21 protein-coding genes are annotated in these 19686 nt (G+C 42.3%); 14 read left to right on the top strand and 7 right to left on the bottom strand.

Going from position 1 to position 19686, the window contains the following annotated elements; all coding sequences use genetic code 11:
- The first annotated feature begins 140 nt into the window (after nucleotides 1–140).
- Together I3252_RS13880 and I3252_RS13875 are read left to right on the top strand one after the other, a co-directional pair.
- Nucleotides 141–809 carry a hypothetical protein gene (locus tag I3252_RS13880; protein WP_238035635.1) on the top strand — a complete coding sequence of 223 codons (669 nt, stop codon included), beginning with the start codon at nucleotides 141–143 and terminating at the stop codon, nucleotides 807–809.
- A 3-nt stretch (nucleotides 810–812) separates the two neighbouring features.
- Entirely contained in the window at nucleotides 813–1772 is a 960-nt protein-coding gene (locus I3252_RS13875) for an aminotransferase class IV (RefSeq protein WP_238035634.1), read from the top strand.
- A gap of 6 nt (nucleotides 1773–1778) precedes the next feature.
- Here the strand turns inward: I3252_RS13875 and I3252_RS13870 are convergent, their stop codons facing one another.
- Entirely contained in the window at nucleotides 1779–1976 is a 198-nt protein-coding gene (locus tag I3252_RS13870) for a DpnD/PcfM family protein (RefSeq protein WP_238035633.1), read from the bottom strand.
- 155 nt (nucleotides 1977–2131) lie between these two features.
- Here I3252_RS13870 and I3252_RS13865 point away from each other — a divergent pair, with 155 nt between their 5' ends.
- Nucleotides 2132–2698 (top strand): hypothetical protein, encoded by a 567-nt coding sequence (locus I3252_RS13865; RefSeq protein WP_238035632.1) that lies wholly within the window; start codon nucleotides 2132–2134, stop codon nucleotides 2696–2698.
- Here I3252_RS13865 and I3252_RS13860 read toward each other — a convergent pair.
- Nucleotides 2690–3454, bottom strand: a complete 765-nt coding sequence (locus I3252_RS13860; RefSeq protein ID WP_238035631.1) for a DpnI domain-containing protein — start codon at nucleotides 3452–3454, stop codon at nucleotides 2690–2692. The genes I3252_RS13865 and I3252_RS13860 overlap by 9 nt on opposite strands.
- 167 nt (nucleotides 3455–3621) lie before the next feature.
- On the opposite strand from I3252_RS13860, the gene mltG reads away from it, so the two are divergent.
- Both mltG and tmk read left to right on the top strand, forming a co-directional pair.
- Nucleotides 3622–4914, top strand: coding sequence for an endolytic transglycosylase MltG (mltG, locus tag I3252_RS13855; RefSeq protein ID WP_238035630.1), 1293 nt, complete (start codon nucleotides 3622–3624; stop codon nucleotides 4912–4914).
- Nucleotides 4915–5012: 98 nt separating this feature from the next.
- Nucleotides 5013–5753, top strand: coding sequence for a dTMP kinase (tmk, locus tag I3252_RS13850; RefSeq protein WP_238035629.1), 741 nt, complete (start codon nucleotides 5013–5015; stop codon nucleotides 5751–5753).
- A gap of 150 nt (nucleotides 5754–5903) precedes the next feature.
- Here tmk and I3252_RS13845 read toward each other — a convergent pair whose 3' ends face one another.
- Nucleotides 5904–8291, bottom strand: a complete 2388-nt coding sequence (locus I3252_RS13845; protein ID WP_238035628.1) for a sodium:proton antiporter — start codon at nucleotides 8289–8291, stop codon at nucleotides 5904–5906.
- Nucleotides 8292–9173: 882 nt separating this feature from the next.
- On the opposite strand from I3252_RS13845, the gene I3252_RS13840 reads away from it, so the two are divergent.
- Together I3252_RS13840 and I3252_RS13835 are read left to right on the top strand one after the other, a co-directional pair.
- Nucleotides 9174–10628 carry a Do family serine endopeptidase gene (locus I3252_RS13840; RefSeq protein ID WP_238035627.1) on the top strand — a complete coding sequence of 485 codons (1455 nt, stop codon included), beginning with the start codon at nucleotides 9174–9176 and terminating at the stop codon, nucleotides 10626–10628.
- Between the two features lie 261 nt (nucleotides 10629–10889).
- Nucleotides 10890–12098 (top strand): hypothetical protein, encoded by a 1209-nt coding sequence (locus I3252_RS13835; protein ID WP_238035626.1) that lies wholly within the window; start codon nucleotides 10890–10892, stop codon nucleotides 12096–12098.
- Between the two features lie 90 nt (nucleotides 12099–12188).
- On the opposite strand, the gene I3252_RS13830 is transcribed toward I3252_RS13835, so the two are convergent.
- Nucleotides 12189–12491, bottom strand: coding sequence for a hypothetical protein (locus tag I3252_RS13830; protein WP_238035625.1), 303 nt, complete (start codon nucleotides 12489–12491; stop codon nucleotides 12189–12191).
- A 45-nt stretch (nucleotides 12492–12536) separates the two neighbouring features.
- Here I3252_RS13830 and dapA point away from each other — a divergent pair, with 45 nt between their 5' ends.
- The 5 genes from dapA (at nucleotide 12537) to I3252_RS13805 (ending at nucleotide 15820) form a co-directional block, all read left to right on the top strand.
- Nucleotides 12537–13442 (top strand): 4-hydroxy-tetrahydrodipicolinate synthase, encoded by a 906-nt coding sequence (gene dapA, locus I3252_RS13825; RefSeq protein WP_045443218.1) that lies wholly within the window; start codon nucleotides 12537–12539, stop codon nucleotides 13440–13442.
- Nucleotides 13443–13477: 35 nt separating this feature from the next.
- Nucleotides 13478–13792: a hypothetical protein gene (locus I3252_RS13820; protein WP_238035624.1), complete on the top strand. Its 315-nt coding sequence runs from the start codon at nucleotides 13478–13480 to the stop codon at nucleotides 13790–13792.
- A gap of 130 nt (nucleotides 13793–13922) precedes the next feature.
- Nucleotides 13923–14636 carry a phosphoribosylaminoimidazolesuccinocarboxamide synthase gene (gene purC / locus I3252_RS13815; protein ID WP_045443231.1) on the top strand — a complete coding sequence of 238 codons (714 nt, stop codon included), beginning with the start codon at nucleotides 13923–13925 and terminating at the stop codon, nucleotides 14634–14636.
- A 165-nt stretch (nucleotides 14637–14801) separates the two neighbouring features.
- On the top strand, nucleotides 14802–15455 hold the full coding sequence (locus tag I3252_RS13810; protein WP_238035623.1) for a DNA-3-methyladenine glycosylase: 654 nt from the start codon (nucleotides 14802–14804) through the stop codon (nucleotides 15453–15455).
- 53 nt (nucleotides 15456–15508) lie between these two features.
- Nucleotides 15509–15820 carry a YqfO family protein gene (locus tag I3252_RS13805; RefSeq protein ID WP_238035622.1) on the top strand — a complete coding sequence of 104 codons (312 nt, stop codon included), beginning with the start codon at nucleotides 15509–15511 and terminating at the stop codon, nucleotides 15818–15820.
- Between the two features lie 9 nt (nucleotides 15821–15829).
- Here I3252_RS13805 and I3252_RS13800 read toward each other — a convergent pair whose 3' ends face one another.
- From I3252_RS13800 to I3252_RS13790, 3 genes are all read right to left on the bottom strand, one after another.
- Nucleotides 15830–16201, bottom strand: a complete 372-nt coding sequence (locus I3252_RS13800; protein ID WP_238035621.1) for a hypothetical protein — start codon at nucleotides 16199–16201, stop codon at nucleotides 15830–15832.
- A gap of 296 nt (nucleotides 16202–16497) precedes the next feature.
- A complete protein-coding gene (locus I3252_RS13795; RefSeq protein WP_238035620.1) occupies nucleotides 16498–17160 on the bottom strand; it encodes a hypothetical protein in 663 nt (220 codons plus the stop codon).
- A 758-nt stretch (nucleotides 17161–17918) separates the two neighbouring features.
- Nucleotides 17919–18122 (bottom strand): CsbD family protein, encoded by a 204-nt coding sequence (locus tag I3252_RS13790; RefSeq protein ID WP_238035619.1) that lies wholly within the window; start codon nucleotides 18120–18122, stop codon nucleotides 17919–17921.
- A gap of 503 nt (nucleotides 18123–18625) precedes the next feature.
- Between I3252_RS13790 and I3252_RS13785 the strand changes: the two genes are divergently transcribed.
- Both I3252_RS13785 and I3252_RS13780 read left to right on the top strand, forming a co-directional pair.
- Nucleotides 18626–19315 (top strand): TetR/AcrR family transcriptional regulator, encoded by a 690-nt coding sequence (locus I3252_RS13785; RefSeq protein ID WP_345945888.1) that lies wholly within the window; start codon nucleotides 18626–18628, stop codon nucleotides 19313–19315.
- Nucleotides 19316–19462: 147 nt separating this feature from the next.
- Nucleotides 19463–19678 (top strand): hypothetical protein, encoded by a 216-nt coding sequence (locus I3252_RS13780; protein WP_345945887.1) that lies wholly within the window; start codon nucleotides 19463–19465, stop codon nucleotides 19676–19678.
- Nucleotides 19679–19686 lie beyond the last annotated feature (8 nt).

Here is a 19686-nt window from a genome sequence, read left to right as displayed (position 1 = left end):
AGCTTAAAACTCTGAGAATATGGTGTGATGTTTAATCCTTATCTACTACAGCCCCAAATATAATATCCATTATCAGCGGCCTATCTGCCTGCTCGTTAATACTATTTTGAGAATCATCTAAAAGTGTGAGTAAATTGCCCATGTGGAATAATAGCCTACAGACCCTCTTGGTCGGTACGATAATGGCAGTCGGTGTGTCGCTCAGTGGCTGTGATAGCAGTAAAGACGACGCCCAAAACCAAGATGCCGATATGAGCGAGCAAACCGTTGCTGACAATACGCTAGTACAGGACAATGCTGCGCCGAACGCTGATTTAGACGGCGCTACTGCTCAGCAAGGTACACAAGTGAAATATGACGTTGCAGAATGGGGCACTAAAAATGTAGCGTCACTGAACGTCGATAATTTAGATGAGATCAAAGCGACTTTTGGCAAGGTCATGAGCACTGATGAGAACAGCCTCGACTATGCCAGCAATCCAGCCGCCAAATATCGCTTTATGGATACCGATGCGCCGTATTTGGATCTGATTGATTCTGAAAAATATCTCGAACTGGGCTGGTACTTTGCCAATCCTACTGACTCTGATAAAGAAAAAGAGATAAGTCAAAACCATGCCGAAAAAGCGCATAAGCTTGCCCGCCAACTGATGGGTGATGAGGGCGGACAACTGATTTCTGATATGCTTAATGGTCAAATTATCAAAAATAAAGTCATCGGTGGTCAAAAAATAGAACTGGCAAAATGTGAGTTCTACAGTTGTATGTTGGTCATTAATAAATCTGCTGCCCAAACAGATAAGAAGTAAGCTGTGCTCGCTATCATGCCGCTCAATAATTGGCTATGCATACATCCATCAAGTGCTACGACGGATATCTCAGACACAGTATCGCTAGACAATCGTGGGTTGGCATATGGCGATGGATTTTTTACCACGATGGGGGTCATCGATGGGCAGATACTGTGGTTGGCTCATCATCAGCAGCGCCTTATTTCCCATGCTGAAGCTTTACAACTTGAATTCGACAGTCACTCTGTATTGGCTATAATACGGACGCATGCCGCGCAAATACAACAAGGCATGCTGAAGCTGATGGTGACTCGCGCCGTGCAAGATGTCCGTGGTTATGGCTATGTGCCAACCGCATCTGGTAGCGCTTGTGAGGTTTGGCTGAAATCCTCTGCGATGACCGTCACTACGACTGAGCAATTACGCTTGCCTGATGGACGCTTAATCCCCATGCAGCCTATCAGTTCTGCCATTTGCCTATCTTCGCAGCTTGCCTGCTTACCGCCACCATTAGCCGGACTCAAAAGCCTCAATCGCCTCGACAATGTGCTGGCAAGTGGTGAGTTACAAGGCATCAAAACCCAAGTATTTGAAAACTGTATCAAACCCAGCATCAGTGAGGGGCTGCTACGAGATATGAGTGGTCGTTGGGTTGAAGGTACGATGAGCAATGTATTTTATCAATTATCAGAGCAGCAATCCTCAAAATCCGCAAGCCATTTAGACATCAATAAAAATGATCCGAATTATTTAGACCAAGGTCAATGGTATACACCATCCATGGCGCAATCGGGCGTGGCTGGTGTGATGCGGCAAGTTATTATCGACGCTTTATCTAATAGCAAACATCCCGTCATTATCAGGTCATTGCAAGATGAAGATCTACCGCATTTAAGCAAGCTATTTTTTTGTAATGCGCTGCGCGGTGTCATGCCAATGATTAGCCTGACGTTATTATCGGGTGAAATGGTGAGATTTTAAGCGATTCTAATCGTATTTAAAAATATTAAACCTGGTATCAATAAAGTCATCTGGGTACAAAATAACTTCCTCGTTTCGATACATATCTCGCACTTTTGATAGTGCTTCTTGCTCGTTCTCTGCGTTAACTTCTACGATGTTACTTAGCGTTTCAACAATTTCTATCTGAAAAACTATCTTCAATTTCTTATCTATTTTTATCATCACTATTTCCAATATACCCTTATTAAAATTTCTTTAGCATTCATATCCGCTAAGTTAACAAAGGCGCTTAAAAAGAAGTGATCGTCTTTTGTGACAAAGCCTTGTGCGATAAGTAAAATCGATCAATGATAGTGTTTTGATAAGGAGAGATATCCATGGACTACGTCTACGAAGATGAACGAATACCTTTACAAATCCGTCGACTATTAATTTTTGATGAGATTTGCAAATTAGCAAAAAAACAACCTGATGAAATTATTCATTTATCAAGATTCACTGAATTATCGCTCGGTGTTATGTATTTGAAAGACTTTAAAAAGTTTATCGCGTTTGGCGGCGTGTTTGAGTACGCAGAAACAAGAGAAGAAGTTATCGAGCAGCGTATTAGAGTTTTTCCTAACGATGAACCAGTCACACGTGCGCTGACAGTCAATTTAAAACAGTTTACTCAGCCTGCGCGCACAGCTATCCAGCTGGTCTGCTATTGGAATAACTATATTAAAAATAGAATGCACGCTTACGTTGATTATCGTGAAGAGCACTTTTTTAAAATCAATGATGAAATTGATGGAGAGTATCCACCGCATAAGTTTCATGGCCGTTTAGTTGCAACGGCACGTTTACCTTTATGGGACGATAGAGAGGAGTTAATTGCAGACGTGTACCGTGATAATGAGGGAAAACCAAGGCCTGAGCGATTCAATGAGAAACGTTTAATATAATTTGCAATAACGCCCACGACCAGTAAATTCAATAATACCTCTATCGCGTAATACTTGTAATTGCTGACGGATTTTATCTTTAATATGGTTGTTTTCGGGATGTTTAATCTTTAATAATTCGGCAAACGCATAAACTTGATTGAGAGAGAAAGTAGCGTCCAGTCTATCGATACACTGCCAAACATCCAGTGTCCAACCACGCGAAGCTGTAGATTGCTTACGTAGAAACAAGGTTTTTTGAAATTGCTCGGTGACATTATCGCGTGGTATGACTTGCTGGTTTTTCACCAAAAATACTTTCCCTGATTCGGGCACTTGTCGTAAATCAATATTGCAACCAACCCAACCGGCACGTTTGGCAGTGACTGATAAAGGCTTACGTTTGACAATCATATCAGGCTTAAAAAAATGCTTAGGAATAATCAGGAAGTTGTTAACGCTATATTCTTGAGAATAGGTTAAAAAGAAAAAGTTAGGATTATTGTCGCTACTGATACGCTCAATCATGGTGTCATAAGCGCCGTCATTGATAATGTTGCTTAACTTTGCTTGCTTACTTTTTAGCTCATATTGCTCATTACAATTTGCACAATAAAAGTCAGCGACAGGCTGATTGTTAGTAAATTCCGCCAATGGCTCGGTATTGCAACTAGGGCAGTAACTTTGCTTAGCAACCCAATCTTCACTGAGTACTCTAATGATTTGACTAGGCGACTTGTAATTTTTGGCAAGATTTTGATTAAAATGTAGGTTCATAACCAGTTTTCGTTATTAAAGAAAAGGAAAAACAATAAAAGAAGGTAGAAATATTAGCCCATATCAGCAGACGTAAATACCAAGATAATTGATAAGCTAAGCAAATACCATTGAAAATCGCACGGTTCAGTGCTAAATTCTAGCAAACTTCTGCCTCGCGAGTTGCCATGAGCAAGCCTACATCTGAAACGCCTCCTGAACGCCCTAATGAAACGCCATCGAATAAACCAGATAGCAGTGTTGAGGAGCGTGTCGATACCACACCACCGGACACGCAACCAGCAGTCGATGGGGTAGAGGAAACGCCAGCGACAGATGTGTCACTCATCAGTGGAGCGGCTAAGCCACGCGAATATAAAGCGGATAATCAATCTTTCTTTATGCAGCGTGGCTATCAAGTGTTGCTAGTGCTGGGGCTTATCGCTGCGTTTTTCTTAGTGATGGTCTATCAGACATTGTTTGGGCGGATTGAGCAGCCAAAGCAAATGGTCACCATTGATCAGGGTCAGAGCTATTATGGCTTACTGCCGCAGTGGCAACAGCAAATCCCGCTGTTTTCTGCTACGATTGCCAAGCTCTATATGAAAACACAAGTCGATGGCCCCTTACATGCTGGTATTTATCAATTACCAGAAAACCCTACCTTTGCTGAAACGCTACATATACTTGGGCAAGGGGTAAAAGCATCGATGGTAAAAGTGCAAATCATCGAAGGCAAAACCTCTAAAGACTTGTATCAAACATTAAGGGACAATAAAGGCATCAAAAAAGAGGTGCTGACCGACGATAGTGGCAATGATAGAGACAATGCTGGTATTGCTCAAGCGTTGGATTTGGTCGGTATATTGCCAAATGAAGTGATCAATAGTAACGACCCTATCGTCAATCACAATCTTGAAGGCTGGTTTGCCCCTGATACTTATTATTATGGGGAAGGCAGCACTGATAAGCAGGTACTGACCGATTTATATAAGCGTCAACAGCAAGTATTGACTGAAGCGTGGGAAAATCGTGCGCCCAATTTGCCTTATAAGACGCCTTATGAGGCGTTAGTGATGGCCTCTATTATCGAAAAAGAAACCAGTGTGGCAGAAGAGCGTCCTTTGGTCTCTGCGGTGTTTAGAAATCGTTTAGATAAAGGCATGCGAATGCAGACCGATCCGACCATCATCTATGGTATGGGCAGTCGCTATGAAGGCAACATTCGCCGTAAAGACATTGATGAAAAAACGGCTTATAACACCTATCAAATTGATGGCCTACCGCCAACACCTATCGCGCTACCATCTGCTGCCTCTATCGAAGCGACCTTGCACCCAGCAGATAGTGATGCATTGTACTTTGTAGCGACGGGTAATGGCGGGCACAAATTTACCAATAGCTTGGCGGCGCACAATCAAGCGGTAAAAGAATATCTCGGCGTCATGCGTGAGAAAAAATCACAAACCCCGCCGCAGTAATTTAATCCTCTATCTTTTCTCAAAACCTATCGTGAACTGAGCGTTATGCAACTGTCTACATAAAGACATAACGCTCATCAATGACATAAGGTCATATCATGTCAGCATCTATACAAAACCATGTATCTCAAACAGTCCAGTCGCAAGCAAGTCAGCCCAAAACAAGTCAGCCCAAAGCAAGCAATGACATCAATGATATCGCACTCAATCAAGGGCGCTTTATCAGTTTTGAAGGTACTGAGGGCGTAGGCAAAACGACTGCCATTGAGCAGCTGTGCACACGCTTAGACGATAACAATATTGCGTATCTGCGTACCCGTGAGCCGGGTGGTAGCCTGTTTGCAGAACGTTTGCGCGCGATATTATTGGACCCTGCGACCGATATCAATGATGATACAGAGCTATTGCTACTATTTGCGGCGCGCTGCGACCATATGCAGCAAGTGATTTTGCCAGCGTTACAACGTGGGACGTGGGTAATATGCGATCGTTTTACCGATTCTACCATTGCTTATCAGGGCTTTGGGCGGGCACATGGCGATGCGGTGGTACGAGCCAAAATTGAATCGCTTATCGAGCAGTTTGTGCCGCAACTACCTGAGCTGACATTGTGGCTGGATTTGCCCGTATTAGAAGGCATGGCACGCGCTAATAAACGTAGCGCCGCTGATAGATTTGAGCAGCAAGCGACCGAATTTTTTACTTGGGTGCATAAAGGCTTTAACACGCTGGCGACTCAGCACCCCGAACGGATACAGCGCATTGACGCATCAGGCAGCGCCGATGAGGTGAGCGCGCGAGTATGGCAGGCGGTACAAGGCAGATTTGATGTTTCGTAACGGATTTTATAAAGCCATCACCTAGCCAAATAAAAAGCCCCAACATTGCGTTGGGGCTTTTGTGTTTCATAAACTGTTATATTCTATAAAGTATCAAAACAGTCATCAAGATATTGTCAAAACTGTGTTAAATCAAAGCTGTGGCAACGATTATTTATCCTGTTTATTCACAGCTTTATTATTTGAAATTTCCTGAATATTGCCTTTGTTGATGTTGTCTTTAGTGATATCGCCTTTAGTAATATCGCCATCAGAGCTTGCATTGGTTGTATTATCTTGACCAGAGTCGGGTAAACGATTTGGATCAAGCGCGCCCTTCTTTGTTTTAGGTGCGTTGCCATTACCATTCGTACTACTATTGTTAGACACCTTATTTTTAGGAATTGCCTTCGAAGTCGCTGTCGAGTTGGCTGACATGACGCCTTTATTAACGACGTCAATAGACTCATCTTTTGACGCTATCACTTTGTCATTTAAGGTGTCTGGCGTGGTTTTAGTTTCAGCACTGTCGCTCGAATGGTTTGATACCTCATTATTTGCATTTTTCTCAACGCCTCTCTGCTCAGTGATTTTCTGCTCAGCGATTATTTCTTTAGCGCTGTCGCTATCAGTGGTACTGGATTGTTCTGTTGCATCAACATTATTATCGTTCAGCTCTTTTTCTTTACGCTTTTCAGGTGCTTTTGAGCTGGACTCAAAGTTAGCATCAGCTGCCAGTCGCGCCTGCTCTTGTTTAGGTGTCACGTCGACAGGTTTTGGCTGTACTTCATCTTCCACTACCAGTGAGATGAGCTTGCGATCGCGTGGCACGATGCCATCAAACTTATCGGTAATGACGTGTAGCTTGCCTTCTTTGTCGATTGTATACAGCGGCACGAATTGCTTATTGTCGGCTTTGTATTGCTCAAAGCTGTAGCTGTCGGTGATGTTGGTAATCTTGATACGGGCTTTTTTCGACAGCATGCTGGCAAGTTTGGTGTAGGTGACGTCTTTGCCAAACAGCCACTGCGAGTGGAAGTTGCCTTGCTTATCATCGCGCTCGCTTTTGACCTTTTCGTCGCTGAACTTGAGACGGTACAATTTGCGCTCACCAAATTCATGACGATAATGAATTTCAGACAAGGTATTCATCTCTTTGTCCATACTCATGGCAAACAGACGACCGATACCGATCAGGTCAAGATGATGATCGGCATGATCAGAGATAGGATTGCCAAAATAAGTACGCAGACCGCTCATGCGTGCGCGGGCAATATTGGTATAGTTGTTGTGTGCGACGATGACATCAAAGCCCTGATCTTTTAGAGAAGTTGCTACCAAAAGGGCAATGGGATTTGAGCCGACGATAAGAATACCATTGGTCTCAGGCTCACGGACACCCAGCAAGTTGCCGACTATTTTCGCCCCCAAGCCCTGAATCATAACCGTGCCAATAATGACCATGAATACTAAGGGCACGAGCAGTTCAACACCTTGAATATCATACTCTTGCAGACGAATAGCAAACAGTGATGAGATGGCTGCAGCGACGATACCACGTGGCCCAATCCAACTAATCATCAGCTTTTCATTGGTCTTTAAGTTTGAGCCAATAGACGATGCCCAAACGGATAAGGGTCGCGCCACAAACATGACGATAGCAAGTAACACCAGACCTGCGAAACCAACGCTAAGTAAGCTTTCCAGCTCTACACGTGCTGCAAGGATAATAAACAGCACAGAGATAAGAAGGATGGTTAAAGATTCATTGAACTCTAAAATCGTATCGCGTGGGAATTTTGGCCAATTCGCCAATGCCACGCCCAACACGGTGACTGTCAATAGCCCAGACTCATGCTCTAAATGGTTCGATACTGAAAATAATACCAAGACAAAGGCGAGCGTAAAGACATTGCGTAAAAATTCAGGAATCATATGCCGACGCATCAAGAAGGCAAGCAGCCAAGCGCCTGCCATACCCATCGCTGTGGCTAATACCACGATTTTAGCAAACAATAAGATACTGCTGGCTTCGCCGCCTGAGATGATGTATTCATAGACCAAAACCACGGCAATAGCGCCGATTGGGTCAATGATGATACCTTCCCATTTGAGGATATTAGAGATCGTCTTATTAGGACGCACACTACGTAATAGCGGCATAATCACCGTTGGACCCGTTACGCACACGAGCGCACCGAACAGCAAAGCAATCAGTGGATCGACATCGAATAAGAGATAAGTCGATAACGCCACGATAGCAATGGTGATAAGTACACCGACCGACACCAGCATTTGCACCACGGTGCCATGCTGTTTAATCTCGTCAAACTCTAACGTCAGCGAGCCTTCAAATAGGATAATCGCCACGCCCAAAGAGATGAAGGGAAACATCAGCTCTCCCAGCACCAAGTCAGGATCGAAGACTCCCAGCACTGGGCCCACGATAATGCCAATCAGTAATAAAAATAAAATGGACGGTTGCTTTAAATACCAAGCCAACCATTGGGCAGCAATGCCAATCCCAACCACGCCAGATAATAATAGGGCGGTATCCATAAATTGATCCTTTTATAATCTTGTCGTATTTTATAGCTATCAACCGCTTTTTTAGAGTAACGGCTGCCAGTAGTATAGTAATAAGTTGACGCTACTCGCTATAGAGACACATCTCTATAAAACGTAAGCGACGACAATGGTATCCATCATGAATCACAACATGAGCCAGATATGATATAACTACTATAGAGTAGTAAAGACAAAAGCATTGCTAGAAAAAATCGTCAATCTCATATAAATCGTATATGGCATCAAGCTCGCTCAGTCTATTATTGATAGTACTGTCACGCGACTTTTTTTATCCATTTATCTTGAATTGGCCATCGCATTATTCTAGTGATGCAAAAGATGAAAAATAAGGATGATAATAGCCAGCTTTATAAAACAATAGTCAATAATGATTATTTATAGACTTTAGTTTGCTTGAAAAGTTATTTGGCTTGCTATCATAACATGCTTTTAGTTCATACTGAGCAAGGCCGTATCTACCACGATATCAGTAGGCAGCGGTAAAAATATACAATAACTGGGTCAAATAATCGCGTCTTGGGTTATCCTACATGATCGGAATAATGACAAAATAGCACGATGACTTATCATACAGTAGCCGTCTTTATCATGCACCTAGCGAGGATTATCATTGTTTTGGGGTGTTTATATAAGGAAAGGTGAATGGTCGATGGCATAAGGGTATAAAAAACAGTAATCTAATAAACGACTAGATAGTGACTAAAAAGGTTGGCCGTCATAACATTAAGTGCCGATGCAACGTTTGTCATATACGGACTTGGTTAAAATTAAAACATCGTATACGCCTCACTAGCGATAGTAGCCAAAACATAACCACTAAAAATAACAACGATTACTTATATGGAGGACAACATGCCTATCAATATGCTTACAGCGCAATCTAAGTTTTATGTGCCGCATTGGTTAAAACGTAGTGCGCTAGTGCTTGCTGTCAGTACCTCGATGGTTACTGGCGTCACTGCCACCGCCATGGCGAGCGCCCAAGCTGTCGTCACCACGGCGGATTTTTCTGATTTAGTACAGCAAGTTACCCCAGCCGTTGCCCGCGTAAATGTCACCAAGACCGTCAGCGAGGCTGAGCTTGCCAAAGCCCAAACAGCCGAATTGTTGCGGCAGTTCTTTGGTGATCGTTTACGTATTCCTGATCAGGCTGCCACGCCAGCGATTGAGCATGCTTATGGCACGGCTTTTTTTGTCACAGCTGATGGTTATATGCTAACCAACCATCATGTGGTGGAGGGCGCTGATAAAATCACTGTCACTCTTAACGATAGAACGGAGCTTGATGCAATCTTGGTTGGTAGTGATGAGCGCTCTGATGTGGCAGTGCTAAAAGTCTCGGGCAACCAATTTCCTGCTTTGCCTATTGGCGACTCGAATGCTCTGAAAGTAGGGGAACCAGTGCTAGCTATTGGTTCGCCATTTGGTTTTGATTACTCAGCATCGGCGGGCATTGTCAGTGCTAAATCACGCAGCTTTTCACGCGATACCAGCGTGCCATTTATCCAAACAGACGTGGCATTGAACCCGGGTAACTCAGGCGGTCCACTATTTAATCAGCGCGGTGAAGTGATTGGTATTAATTCGCGTATCTTTAGTGGTACAGGTGGTTACATGGGTCTGTCGTTTTCCATTCCGATTGATGCAGCAATGGATATTTACGAGCAGCTAAAAACCGATGGCGAAGTGGTACGTGCTTATTTAGGTATTTATCCGCAAGACATCGATCGCAATTTAGCAGAAGCTTATAACCTAGATCGTCCTCAAGGTGCACTACTGACAAGAGTATCACCAGACTCACCTGCACAAAAAGCTGGTCTAAAACCTGGCGATATCATTTTGCAATATAATGAAGTGCAAATTATGCGCGCCTCAGATTTATTAAACTTGCTCAATCGTGCCAAACCGAGCGATAGCTTCCGCGCACAGATTCAGCGTAATGGTAAGCAGATGACCATCAGCGGCAAACTCACTTATGCGCCCAATGATGTGAGAGCACAAGGCGGCGATCAGCAGAATGATGAGGTGCAGTTAGGCTTGCGTTTACGTAACTTGACCGCTGATGAGCAAGCAGAAATCGCAGTGGATAATAAGACAGGTATTTTGGTTACCACGGTTGACCCGACGGGATTGGCGGCGCGCTCAGGTCTGTTGGCAGGTGATGTGATTACCAATTTTCACCAAAAGCCGATTAAAAAGGTCACGGATTTTTCAAGCGCGATTTCATCCTTACCCAAAAAAGGCGTAGTGACCATTGAAATTATTCGCCAAGGTATTCCCGCGATTATTGGTTTACGTATTGAGTAAGTCTTGATAGCTTTGATAGCTTAGTAGGGGTAATGGGTAGTCGGGGCAGCAATTGAGCATGGCATAACAGGCGCGTCAATAATTCTACTTGTCTATGATAGAGCTCGACCCCTATAATGGCTGATTTTTTTACCCATGACTCAAAACGCTCCAATACTGTCACTAACTTATTCATTGAGCGATTTATTTATCGTTCTATACGTTCTAATATAGGGTAAGCCAGTTGCTAGGCCCATACTCTCTCGTAACCATCAGGTAATTATGACTGACCATGCTCTTTATATCCTAAGTATCTCTACGACAGCAGTATTGCTTGCGTATATTATACTGTGGTCAGGATTACAAACGTTCAATGCCAATCCTACCAAACGTTTTATGCGTATTTGGTTGAAGTTGGCACTATATTATGCTGCCTATACTATGCCCGTTTGGGCTTTGCTGTTGGTGATAGGTTGGTCGCAAGAAATGTTGCCGATACTGCCGCAGCTATCACTGACACTCGTGCTAGTGGCCGTATTTGCAATGGGGTTCTATTTTTATACCGTGGTGATACAACCCAATCGTTTACGTTTAGATCATCATGCAATCGACTTAGATTTATCCACACCGTTGACGGTTGCCGTATTGGCTGATTTACGCATAGGCTTGTATAGCGGCAAGCCGCGTCATATTCGTAAACTGGTTGCTACCATCAATGCGTTACCAGCAGATGCGGTGCTGATTACGGGCGACTGGTTATATTATCCAAGTGCTGATTTAGTGGGTCAGCTCATGTTGTTTAAAGGGGTTAATAAGCCTATTTATACAGTGATGAGTACCTCAGACTTGCGTTATCAATCGATTAATACGACCAAGCAAGGACAGCCGCTATTAGAAGATACGTTGTCCAGTGCCTTTGATGTACTCGATATTAGCTATATCGGTCAGCAGTGTACGTCACTGCCACTTAAATGTACTGGGGCTACTAATGCGCTTCCAGTAATGCCCAGTGCGAGCTATTCTAAAAATAATAAAGAGGGTTTTAGACAGCAAAATTTTGAAAACAGCCCAACCGTCGCCGTGCTTTGCGGCTGGCAAGATATTCCTAAACAGTTTGCTGATATTGAAGGTGCAAATGCGTCTGATAAAGCCGCACTTGGCGCTGAAATTGCTAATACCACGAAGCCCGTCATCATCTTGGCTTCACGATTTGATAGTATTAGCGATTTGCCAAAATCCTTACAGCCACGACCACTATTGATTACTGGTGCGGCAAAGGCGATTCAAAAAAATATATGGTTGGCACAAAAACAAAAAAATATTGAGCGTAGTAGCGAGCAGTCAACCCTGTTGAATAATAGCCGCATGGGTAAGCAGCGGGGTTTATACCAACATGGCAGTGCACAGATATTTGTCAGTAGCGGTATCGGTACACGAGGACTGCCTTTTCGCTTGTATCGCCCCACTATCGATGTGTTGACGATTCGTTAACATGACTCAAAAGACTTATCAGCGCTGGTTCATTGCGCTAAACTGAGAGTTGAATAATAAGGCTGTTGGTTTGTAGGTTGTAATGGCATGTCAGCAATTCAATTGATTGAACGTTAATTGATTGATAGCGGTCAAATCAAAATATGCTACACTAGCAGGCGTTTTTATTATTCTATTTTTAGTATTAAATAAGCGTTGTCGGTCATTGGCAAAAATAAGGCCAAGACGGCTCTGGGCACCTATATTGCGAACGCTTTTATCATAGAAAAAGATTGATAATAAAAAATACTCAGCATTAATATCAAGCAAGATATTGCCAATGGTACCTATGAATGTACACAATGTGAGTACAGGCGTAGACGTAATCATTGACACTTGCCAACGACCTATCATGTGACAGCTTTGAAAAAAGCTAGGATAATACAGTAAGGCACGGTTATGAGCACAGCATACGACGAGATCAAAACCCGACTACAAGGCTCAATGGTAGCCTTGGTAACGCCCATGCATCCTGACGGCACGGTTGATTATAAACGTCTGGCGGATCTCATAGATTGGCAGATTGAGCAAGGCACGCATTGTCTCGTTGCCGTTGGTACTACTGGCGAGTCAGCGACCCTATCTATGCAAGAGCACAGCGATGTTATTCGCTACTTTGTTCAGCATGTCAAAGGTCGTGTACCAGTGATTGCTGGAACAGGCGCCAATAATACGATGGAAGCCATTAAGCTGACCCAAGATGCTGCCGACGCTGGTGCAGATTGTGCGTTATTGGTTGCGCCTTATTATAACAAGCCGCCACAAGAAGGCTTATACCAACATTATAAGGCTATCGCTCGCGCGGTGAATATCCCGCAGATGCTCTATAATGTGCCAGGACGTACGGTCGTTGATATTGCACAAGAGACGGTAGAACGTCTGGCTGATATCGATAATATCGTCGCGATTAAAGATGCCACAGGCTCTATCGCTCGCGGTGAGCAATTAATCAAAGCAGTGGGCGATAGAATCGTCGTGCTATCTGGCGATGACAGTACGGCGCTTGATTTGATGACATTTGGTGGTAAAGGTAATATCTCAGTCACTGCCAACGTCGCCCCGAAAGCGATGAGCGAGACTTTTACAGCGGCGCTTCGTGGTGATTTTGATGCGGCTCATAAAGCACATGATGTGGTCAAGCATTTACACCGTGACTTGTTTATTGAGTCAAGTCCTATCCCAGCCAAATATGCGCTTCATAAAATGGGTATGATAGATACTGGTATTCGTCTGCCTTTGGTATGGTTGGCTGAACAACATCATGCCACTATTGATGAAGCCTTGGTGCGTGCGAACTTATTATAAAATGATGCGTGTAAATGCTAACTCAGAGAGATAATATGATGAAAATATCATCACCGACTGCAAAAATATTCCCTGCGCTGCTGACCTTAATATTGGGAAGTACCTTAATATTGAGCGGTTGCCAAAGTGCTAAAAACTTACTTGGTAAGCGTGACAATGGTAGCTTAGAATATCAGCAAAGCAAGAAGCTTGTGCCAATAGAGCTGCCTGCTAACAAAGAACCAGCGCCTTTTGTACCTTTGTATGCAACTCCTAATGCTGGTGCAAATACGCTGAAATTACAGAACGAATCAGGTAATCAGTACCAGCTACCGAAGCCTGAGCGCGCTGTCAGTAGTCCTTCGAATTAAAGCTATTTCCTTATTTATACCGCTGACATTTTACAGTGATTAATGTAAATATTATTCATTCTGTCATACAAAAATCAGCGGTCGCTGCGCGTTTTTACCACATAAGCTTGAACGAACAGGAACTCCCATAATGCAAAAGCAACAACTGCTGTATAAAGGCAAAGCCAAATCTGTCTATGAAACTGAAGATAATGATCTTTTGATTCTACATTTCCGTGATGATACTTCAGCGCTTGATGGCAAGCGTATTGAGCAATTAGCACGCAAAGGTGTTGTCAATAATCGTTTTAACGCTTTCATCATGCAAAAACTGGCTGATGCTGGTATCGAAACGCATTTTGAAAAGCAATTGTCTGAAGATGAAGTATTGGTCAAGCGTTTAGAGATGATTCCAGTTGAGTGCGTGGTGCGTAACTTTGCTGCGGGCAGCTTGGTTCGTCGTTTGGGCTTAGAAGAAGGGCAAGCATTGACGCCGCCTACTTATGAATTGTTTTATAAAGATGATGCACTGGGTGATCCAATGGTCAATGAGTCACTTGCTGTGTCTCTTGGCTGGGCAACCGAAGCACAACTTGCCAGAATGGAAGAGTTGACTCATCAAGTAAATGAGGTGTTAAAAGCGTTATTCGAAGCAGGTGATTTGATACTAGTTGATTTCAAACTAGAATTTGGTGTGTTCCATGACCGTATCGTCTTAGGGGATGAATTCTCACCAGATGGCTGCCGTATTTGGGATAAAACGACTAAGAAGAAGCTGGACAAAGACCGCTTCCGTCAATCATTAGGCGATGTCATTGAAGCTTATGAAGAAGTGGCTAACCGTATTGGGGTGCCATTAAGCTAGATGTTTGATTGGCACTGCACTGCAGGTCAATCTTTAGCGTAAAAAAAACTGAGCCATGTGCTCAGTTTTTTTATGCAAAAAATTACTGAAACCTTATACAATTTGCACGACTTGTGAGACTACTGTTCTTATAATAAAGATACATACAAAAATAAGGCTTATGGTATGCCGTTTTCAAAACCATCTACTACTGACACTGAGCCTACTATTTTAGCGCCATCATGGTTTACTCGACCAACCTGTGTGGTCGCTGCTGACTTAATAGGTAAAGTGCTGTGTAGAAAGCTGTTAGATACGGATGGCACGCCTAAAATACTACGTATGCGTATCTCAGAAACCGAAGCTTACATCGGTGCGGGCGATCCCGCTTGTCATTCACATGTTGGCAGCCGTACGCCGCGTACTGAAATCATGTATGAGCAAGGTGGCGTTTTTTATGTGTATTTGACTTATGGCGTCCATCATATGCTCAATTTAATCAGTGCTGCTATCGACTCCCCTGAATCGGTGCTGATACGCGCGGGGTTTTTAGCAGAAGATAGTGACCGCCTGCGAGATGAGCAATTATTGAGCTTAGATCAACAACTGATTCATCCCAAGCAGTTCGCTGGTCTCGGTAAGCTGACCAAGCGTTTACAAATCGACCGTGATTTGTATGGCAAATCCATTCATCCAGCATCAGCTGTATGGGTAGAGGAAGACGGTTGCAAGCCGCCAGTATCGCTGCGCCCACGGATTGGCATTGATTATGCGGGCGAGGCAAAAGAGTGGTTATTACGCTACATTTGGACGGACCATCCTTCGTTATCCAAAAAATAGTAAGATTGATAGTTGATGGCTGTTTTTCTAAATAGACTGGAAGGAAGTAATACATGTATAAATTGACGGTTTTTATTCCAGATACAGCATTAGAGCAGGTAAAGTCCGCTTTATTTTCGGCGGGCGCTGGGACGATTGGCAATTATGAACAGTGCTGTTGGCAAGTGCAGGGGACAGGGCAATTTAGGCCACTGGCAGGCAGTAATCCGAATATTGGAGCACATGATCGACTGGAAACCGTTGAGGAATGGCGGGTAGAAATGGTAGTGGCTGATGCTGATATTAAAGAGGTCGTCGAGGCGTTAAAGCAGGCGCATCCTTATGAAACGCCTGCCTATGATGTGATTGAAGTATTAGACTTTTAGGGTCAGCTATCAGTCCTCTTTGATCTTAATCACGTTATAACTCGGATAGCCAAGCTCGATTTTGTAATCTTCACTGCCGCGTTTGGCTTTTACTTTTATTTTACTGTCACCTTTCTTGTATTTGACGTCTTTGACTCGATAACCCATATTGCTGACTTTATTGGCAGCCCTTTGCTCGATAGCAGGTTGATAAAGCTCTTTATCAATGGAGTTGATGGTCTTCTTGTGCTTTTTGTAGACCTTACTGTTTTTATAAACATCTTCGTAAAGGTCGCCGTAAGCATTATAACCAGGTGCGGTGACACAGCCAGTCGTTATCGTCAGCAACACTGCAATCATACTAGCGCTAGTAGTGGTTTTTAATAAAGTATGGTGGTTCATCAAACTCTCTTATGATGTCAAAGATGTTTTTGCTGATCTTATAAAAAAGGGTCAAATAAACCAAGGGCTGGCTTATTTGACCAAAGGCATCAAATAGTCAATGATGCCAAAATTTTTATTTAATAGCTTTATTTTGCTGCTCTCATTTTTAGTGCACTTGGATATAGCTGGTTCAATATAATTTAGATTCAAGGAAGGCAAGCGAAAGTACTACAAATAGTAGACTAAGCGAGCCTGACACCGTATCTGATTTATATAGGATTGACTATAACTATCAATTGAATGGAGGATATGCTCTAGTCTTTTTCAATCTTAATCACATTTAAGTTTGGGTAACCAAGTCGTATTTCATACTCTTGCGAGCCGCGCTTGGCTTCAATTTCGAACACGCCGCGTCCGTTCTTTTCTTCCAACTCAATGTCGTTGACCCGATAGCCCATGCCTTGTATTTTATTGATTGCACGTTGCTTAATTGCTGGATAACGCGAGTCTCTTTTAATGCTATCTTCGATATCATCATTTTTATAGTGCTTATTATTCTTATGCTTGCCATTATTTTTATATTTGTCTTTGTTGTAATGGTCTTTGTCATATCTATCGTCTTGCCAAACATTAGACCAAGCTTTTTTATTTGAGCTAATAAGTTTTAGATCAGGATACGTGTATTTTAGCTCGTATGCTTGGTTGTTCTTTTTGGCATAAGCGGTCATTATGCGATTGCCACGGTAGTTATCGGATTTGATATACATAACCTGATAGCCTTTACGGCGCAGATCAGCGCGTAGCTTTTGACTAATGCGGTTGTAGTCAGCGTTACCATAATCATCATTACCACCATATACTGGGTAATTATCAAACCCTGAACCGACGACGGCACACCCAACTGTAGTACCCAATAATGTAACCGCAAGACCAGTAGATATAATGGTCTTAATTGAGAAAGGCTTTAGAATTTTCATGATCCAACATCCTATAATTTTTTTAAATTACCCGTCGCATCATTGCTGGTGATAGCCGAGCACGTATGCACTCTATAAATTTTTCATATAATCGTATTCATAACTTACTGGCAAATTGATTATTACCATCGTCATTACCATTAGGCGCTTTGAAATATTTTCTTACATTATCTATCATAATGTACGAAGCTTGATGATAAGTGTCTTTTGCGTTAATAAGTTGTAATCAGGGTAACGAATATGAATCATGTAAGCATATGCTTACACGAAATGACGCTTACGCGACTTAACATCAGGTTAGGAATTAGGCATTATAGTCACACGGCATTAGGGAATGTGACTCAAGGATTGAGTTAACCGCATTAAGGATAATGATTCACTTATTAGCATCAGGATGATAATGATAAGTGGAGTAAGGACACATACCCTTTGCTGCTATCAGTAGTTAATGCTGGTAGTTGTAGTAAAAAGGGCAGGATGCCCAGTATCACAATATACTGAATATTATGCAAGGATGCATGGGAAACAGTAGTGATAGGTAACATGGATGGTTAACAATAAAACCGCATAACAGTTAATTGCTATGCGGTTTTATCGTGTCTGGACTTTGAGTTTTATCTCTTAAAATTATGTGATATAAATCAAGTTGGTGATAAGTCCAGCATAAAAAACCCGCATTAGAAAATAATGCGGTTTTCGTTTAAATAATCTGCTTATAAAATTTTTATCTTCATGCTTCTTACAAGCATGATTATCTACTAGTATTTATGTTCAGTACGCCATGCGTCTACTTCACGTTCAGCATCATCTTTGCTATGACCATAACGTTCTTGAACTTTTCCGACCAATTTATCACGGCTACCTTCAACGTGTAATAAATCATCATCAGTAAGATCAGCCCATTTTTGCTTTACTGAGCCTTTTATTTGGTTGCATTCACCTTTTAGAGTATGTTCGTTCATTTTTATGTTCCTTCTTTTATTATAAAGTTGGTTATTGAGACAATTATTCCATCTGTCTTTAATCGACATTTTACTCAGCTGCTATCAGTACTTATGAATCAGCTAACTGGTGATATCTAATATAAGTGCTCACCATCGCCATGTCTGTATATGCAATGTTGAGAGTGTTGCTCCATTATGGAAATCTGCACAGCTATGTTATGCAGCGTCCATTTGTGTAATGAATGAAGTGTTTTATCAGTGACATACGTAAAGAGAAACAACAAGTCTGGCAATGATTTATAAAAAATGACGTCATCACACGCTGTAAATATAGGAATAAAAAAAGTAGCTGTCATCATAAATATGGCGGCTATTTTTTATGATTGTTTTAGGATGGGTTAAAACGAATCATCAAGAATAAGTAGAGTTAAATATTTAGTAATAGGCTTCTTGTTTAAATGGCTATAGCCTTATAGTTGAAATAACAATTGTTTTAGAGATTAAGTTGGGGCAGGTTGATAGTGAATGTACTTAACAGCGTAAGTGCTACAAAATCGGAAACAAATCGCGAGCTGGCAAAGGCGAAAACGCGTCATACGTTACTCAAAAGTGCCTTGCAGCTGTATAGCGTAGAGGGCACTTGTGGTATGAGTATGAATAAAATCGCGAAAGGTGCAGGTATTGCTCAGCCAAGTTTTTATAATCATTTTGATAGTTTAGATGCGTTGCAGCAGGTGTTAAGCAAGCAGCTTAAAGACAACTATTTATCGCCAATGCGCATGGCGTGGGTAGATATGCTTAAAGACTATCCAATACTGTCTAAAGAGGGTTTCAATGAGCGTTGTCAGGAATGTCTAACATTGATTTTTGATGCCGCTTTTCAAAACATCACCTTATTTCAACGTTTGCTCGAAGACAGTCTGCGCTTTGATTCAAACATAGAACGTAACGGGTTGGGAAGTCTAATCATAGAGATAAGAGAAGAGTGGACCAAGATATTTATAGAGGGATTGCAGTCAGCCGAGTGCTCTTTTGACGAATCTGACGTTCATCTCTGTATCGATATCGCTGCCGCCCAAGTACATGAATTGATATTGGGCTGTCATCAACAGCGTTATTCAAGGCAGCAAGCCATTGAGATATTGTGCAAAAACTTTGATGGCGTCTTTAGCCATTTTTTCACCAAAGACAGGCTTAGGATACATGGCTAGTCATCCAGCTTATCAATGTTGCACTTTGACTAATGCTCAATAGTTTTAAGATGAGCAAATTTAGTAACCATATTAAACCTATAAAACCTATAAAACGGAATTTATATAGTGGAATGACTATAGTAAAAAATAACAGGGAGCGCGACCATGGCTAGTGAAAAGAGTCACACGGATGAACAAACACATTTTAGAACCTGCAATTTATGCGAAGCGATGTGCGGTATTGTCATCAAGCACGATGGAAAAAAGATATTATCGATTAAAGGCGATAAAGACGATCCATTTTCTAAAGGGTATATTTGTCCAAAAGCGACTGCTGACCCCTGCCGTCAATCCCGTAGACTTAAACTTGGGAGATTTTAGTTACGCAG

The sequence above is a fragment of the Psychrobacter sp. Ps4 genome (genome assembly GCF_022129285.1).
In the GTDB taxonomy this organism is placed as follows: Bacteria; Pseudomonadota; Gammaproteobacteria; order Pseudomonadales; family Moraxellaceae; genus Psychrobacter; species Psychrobacter immobilis_A.
Note: the sequence above shows the minus strand (reverse complement) of the source record. Positions and strands in the feature narration are given on the sequence as shown.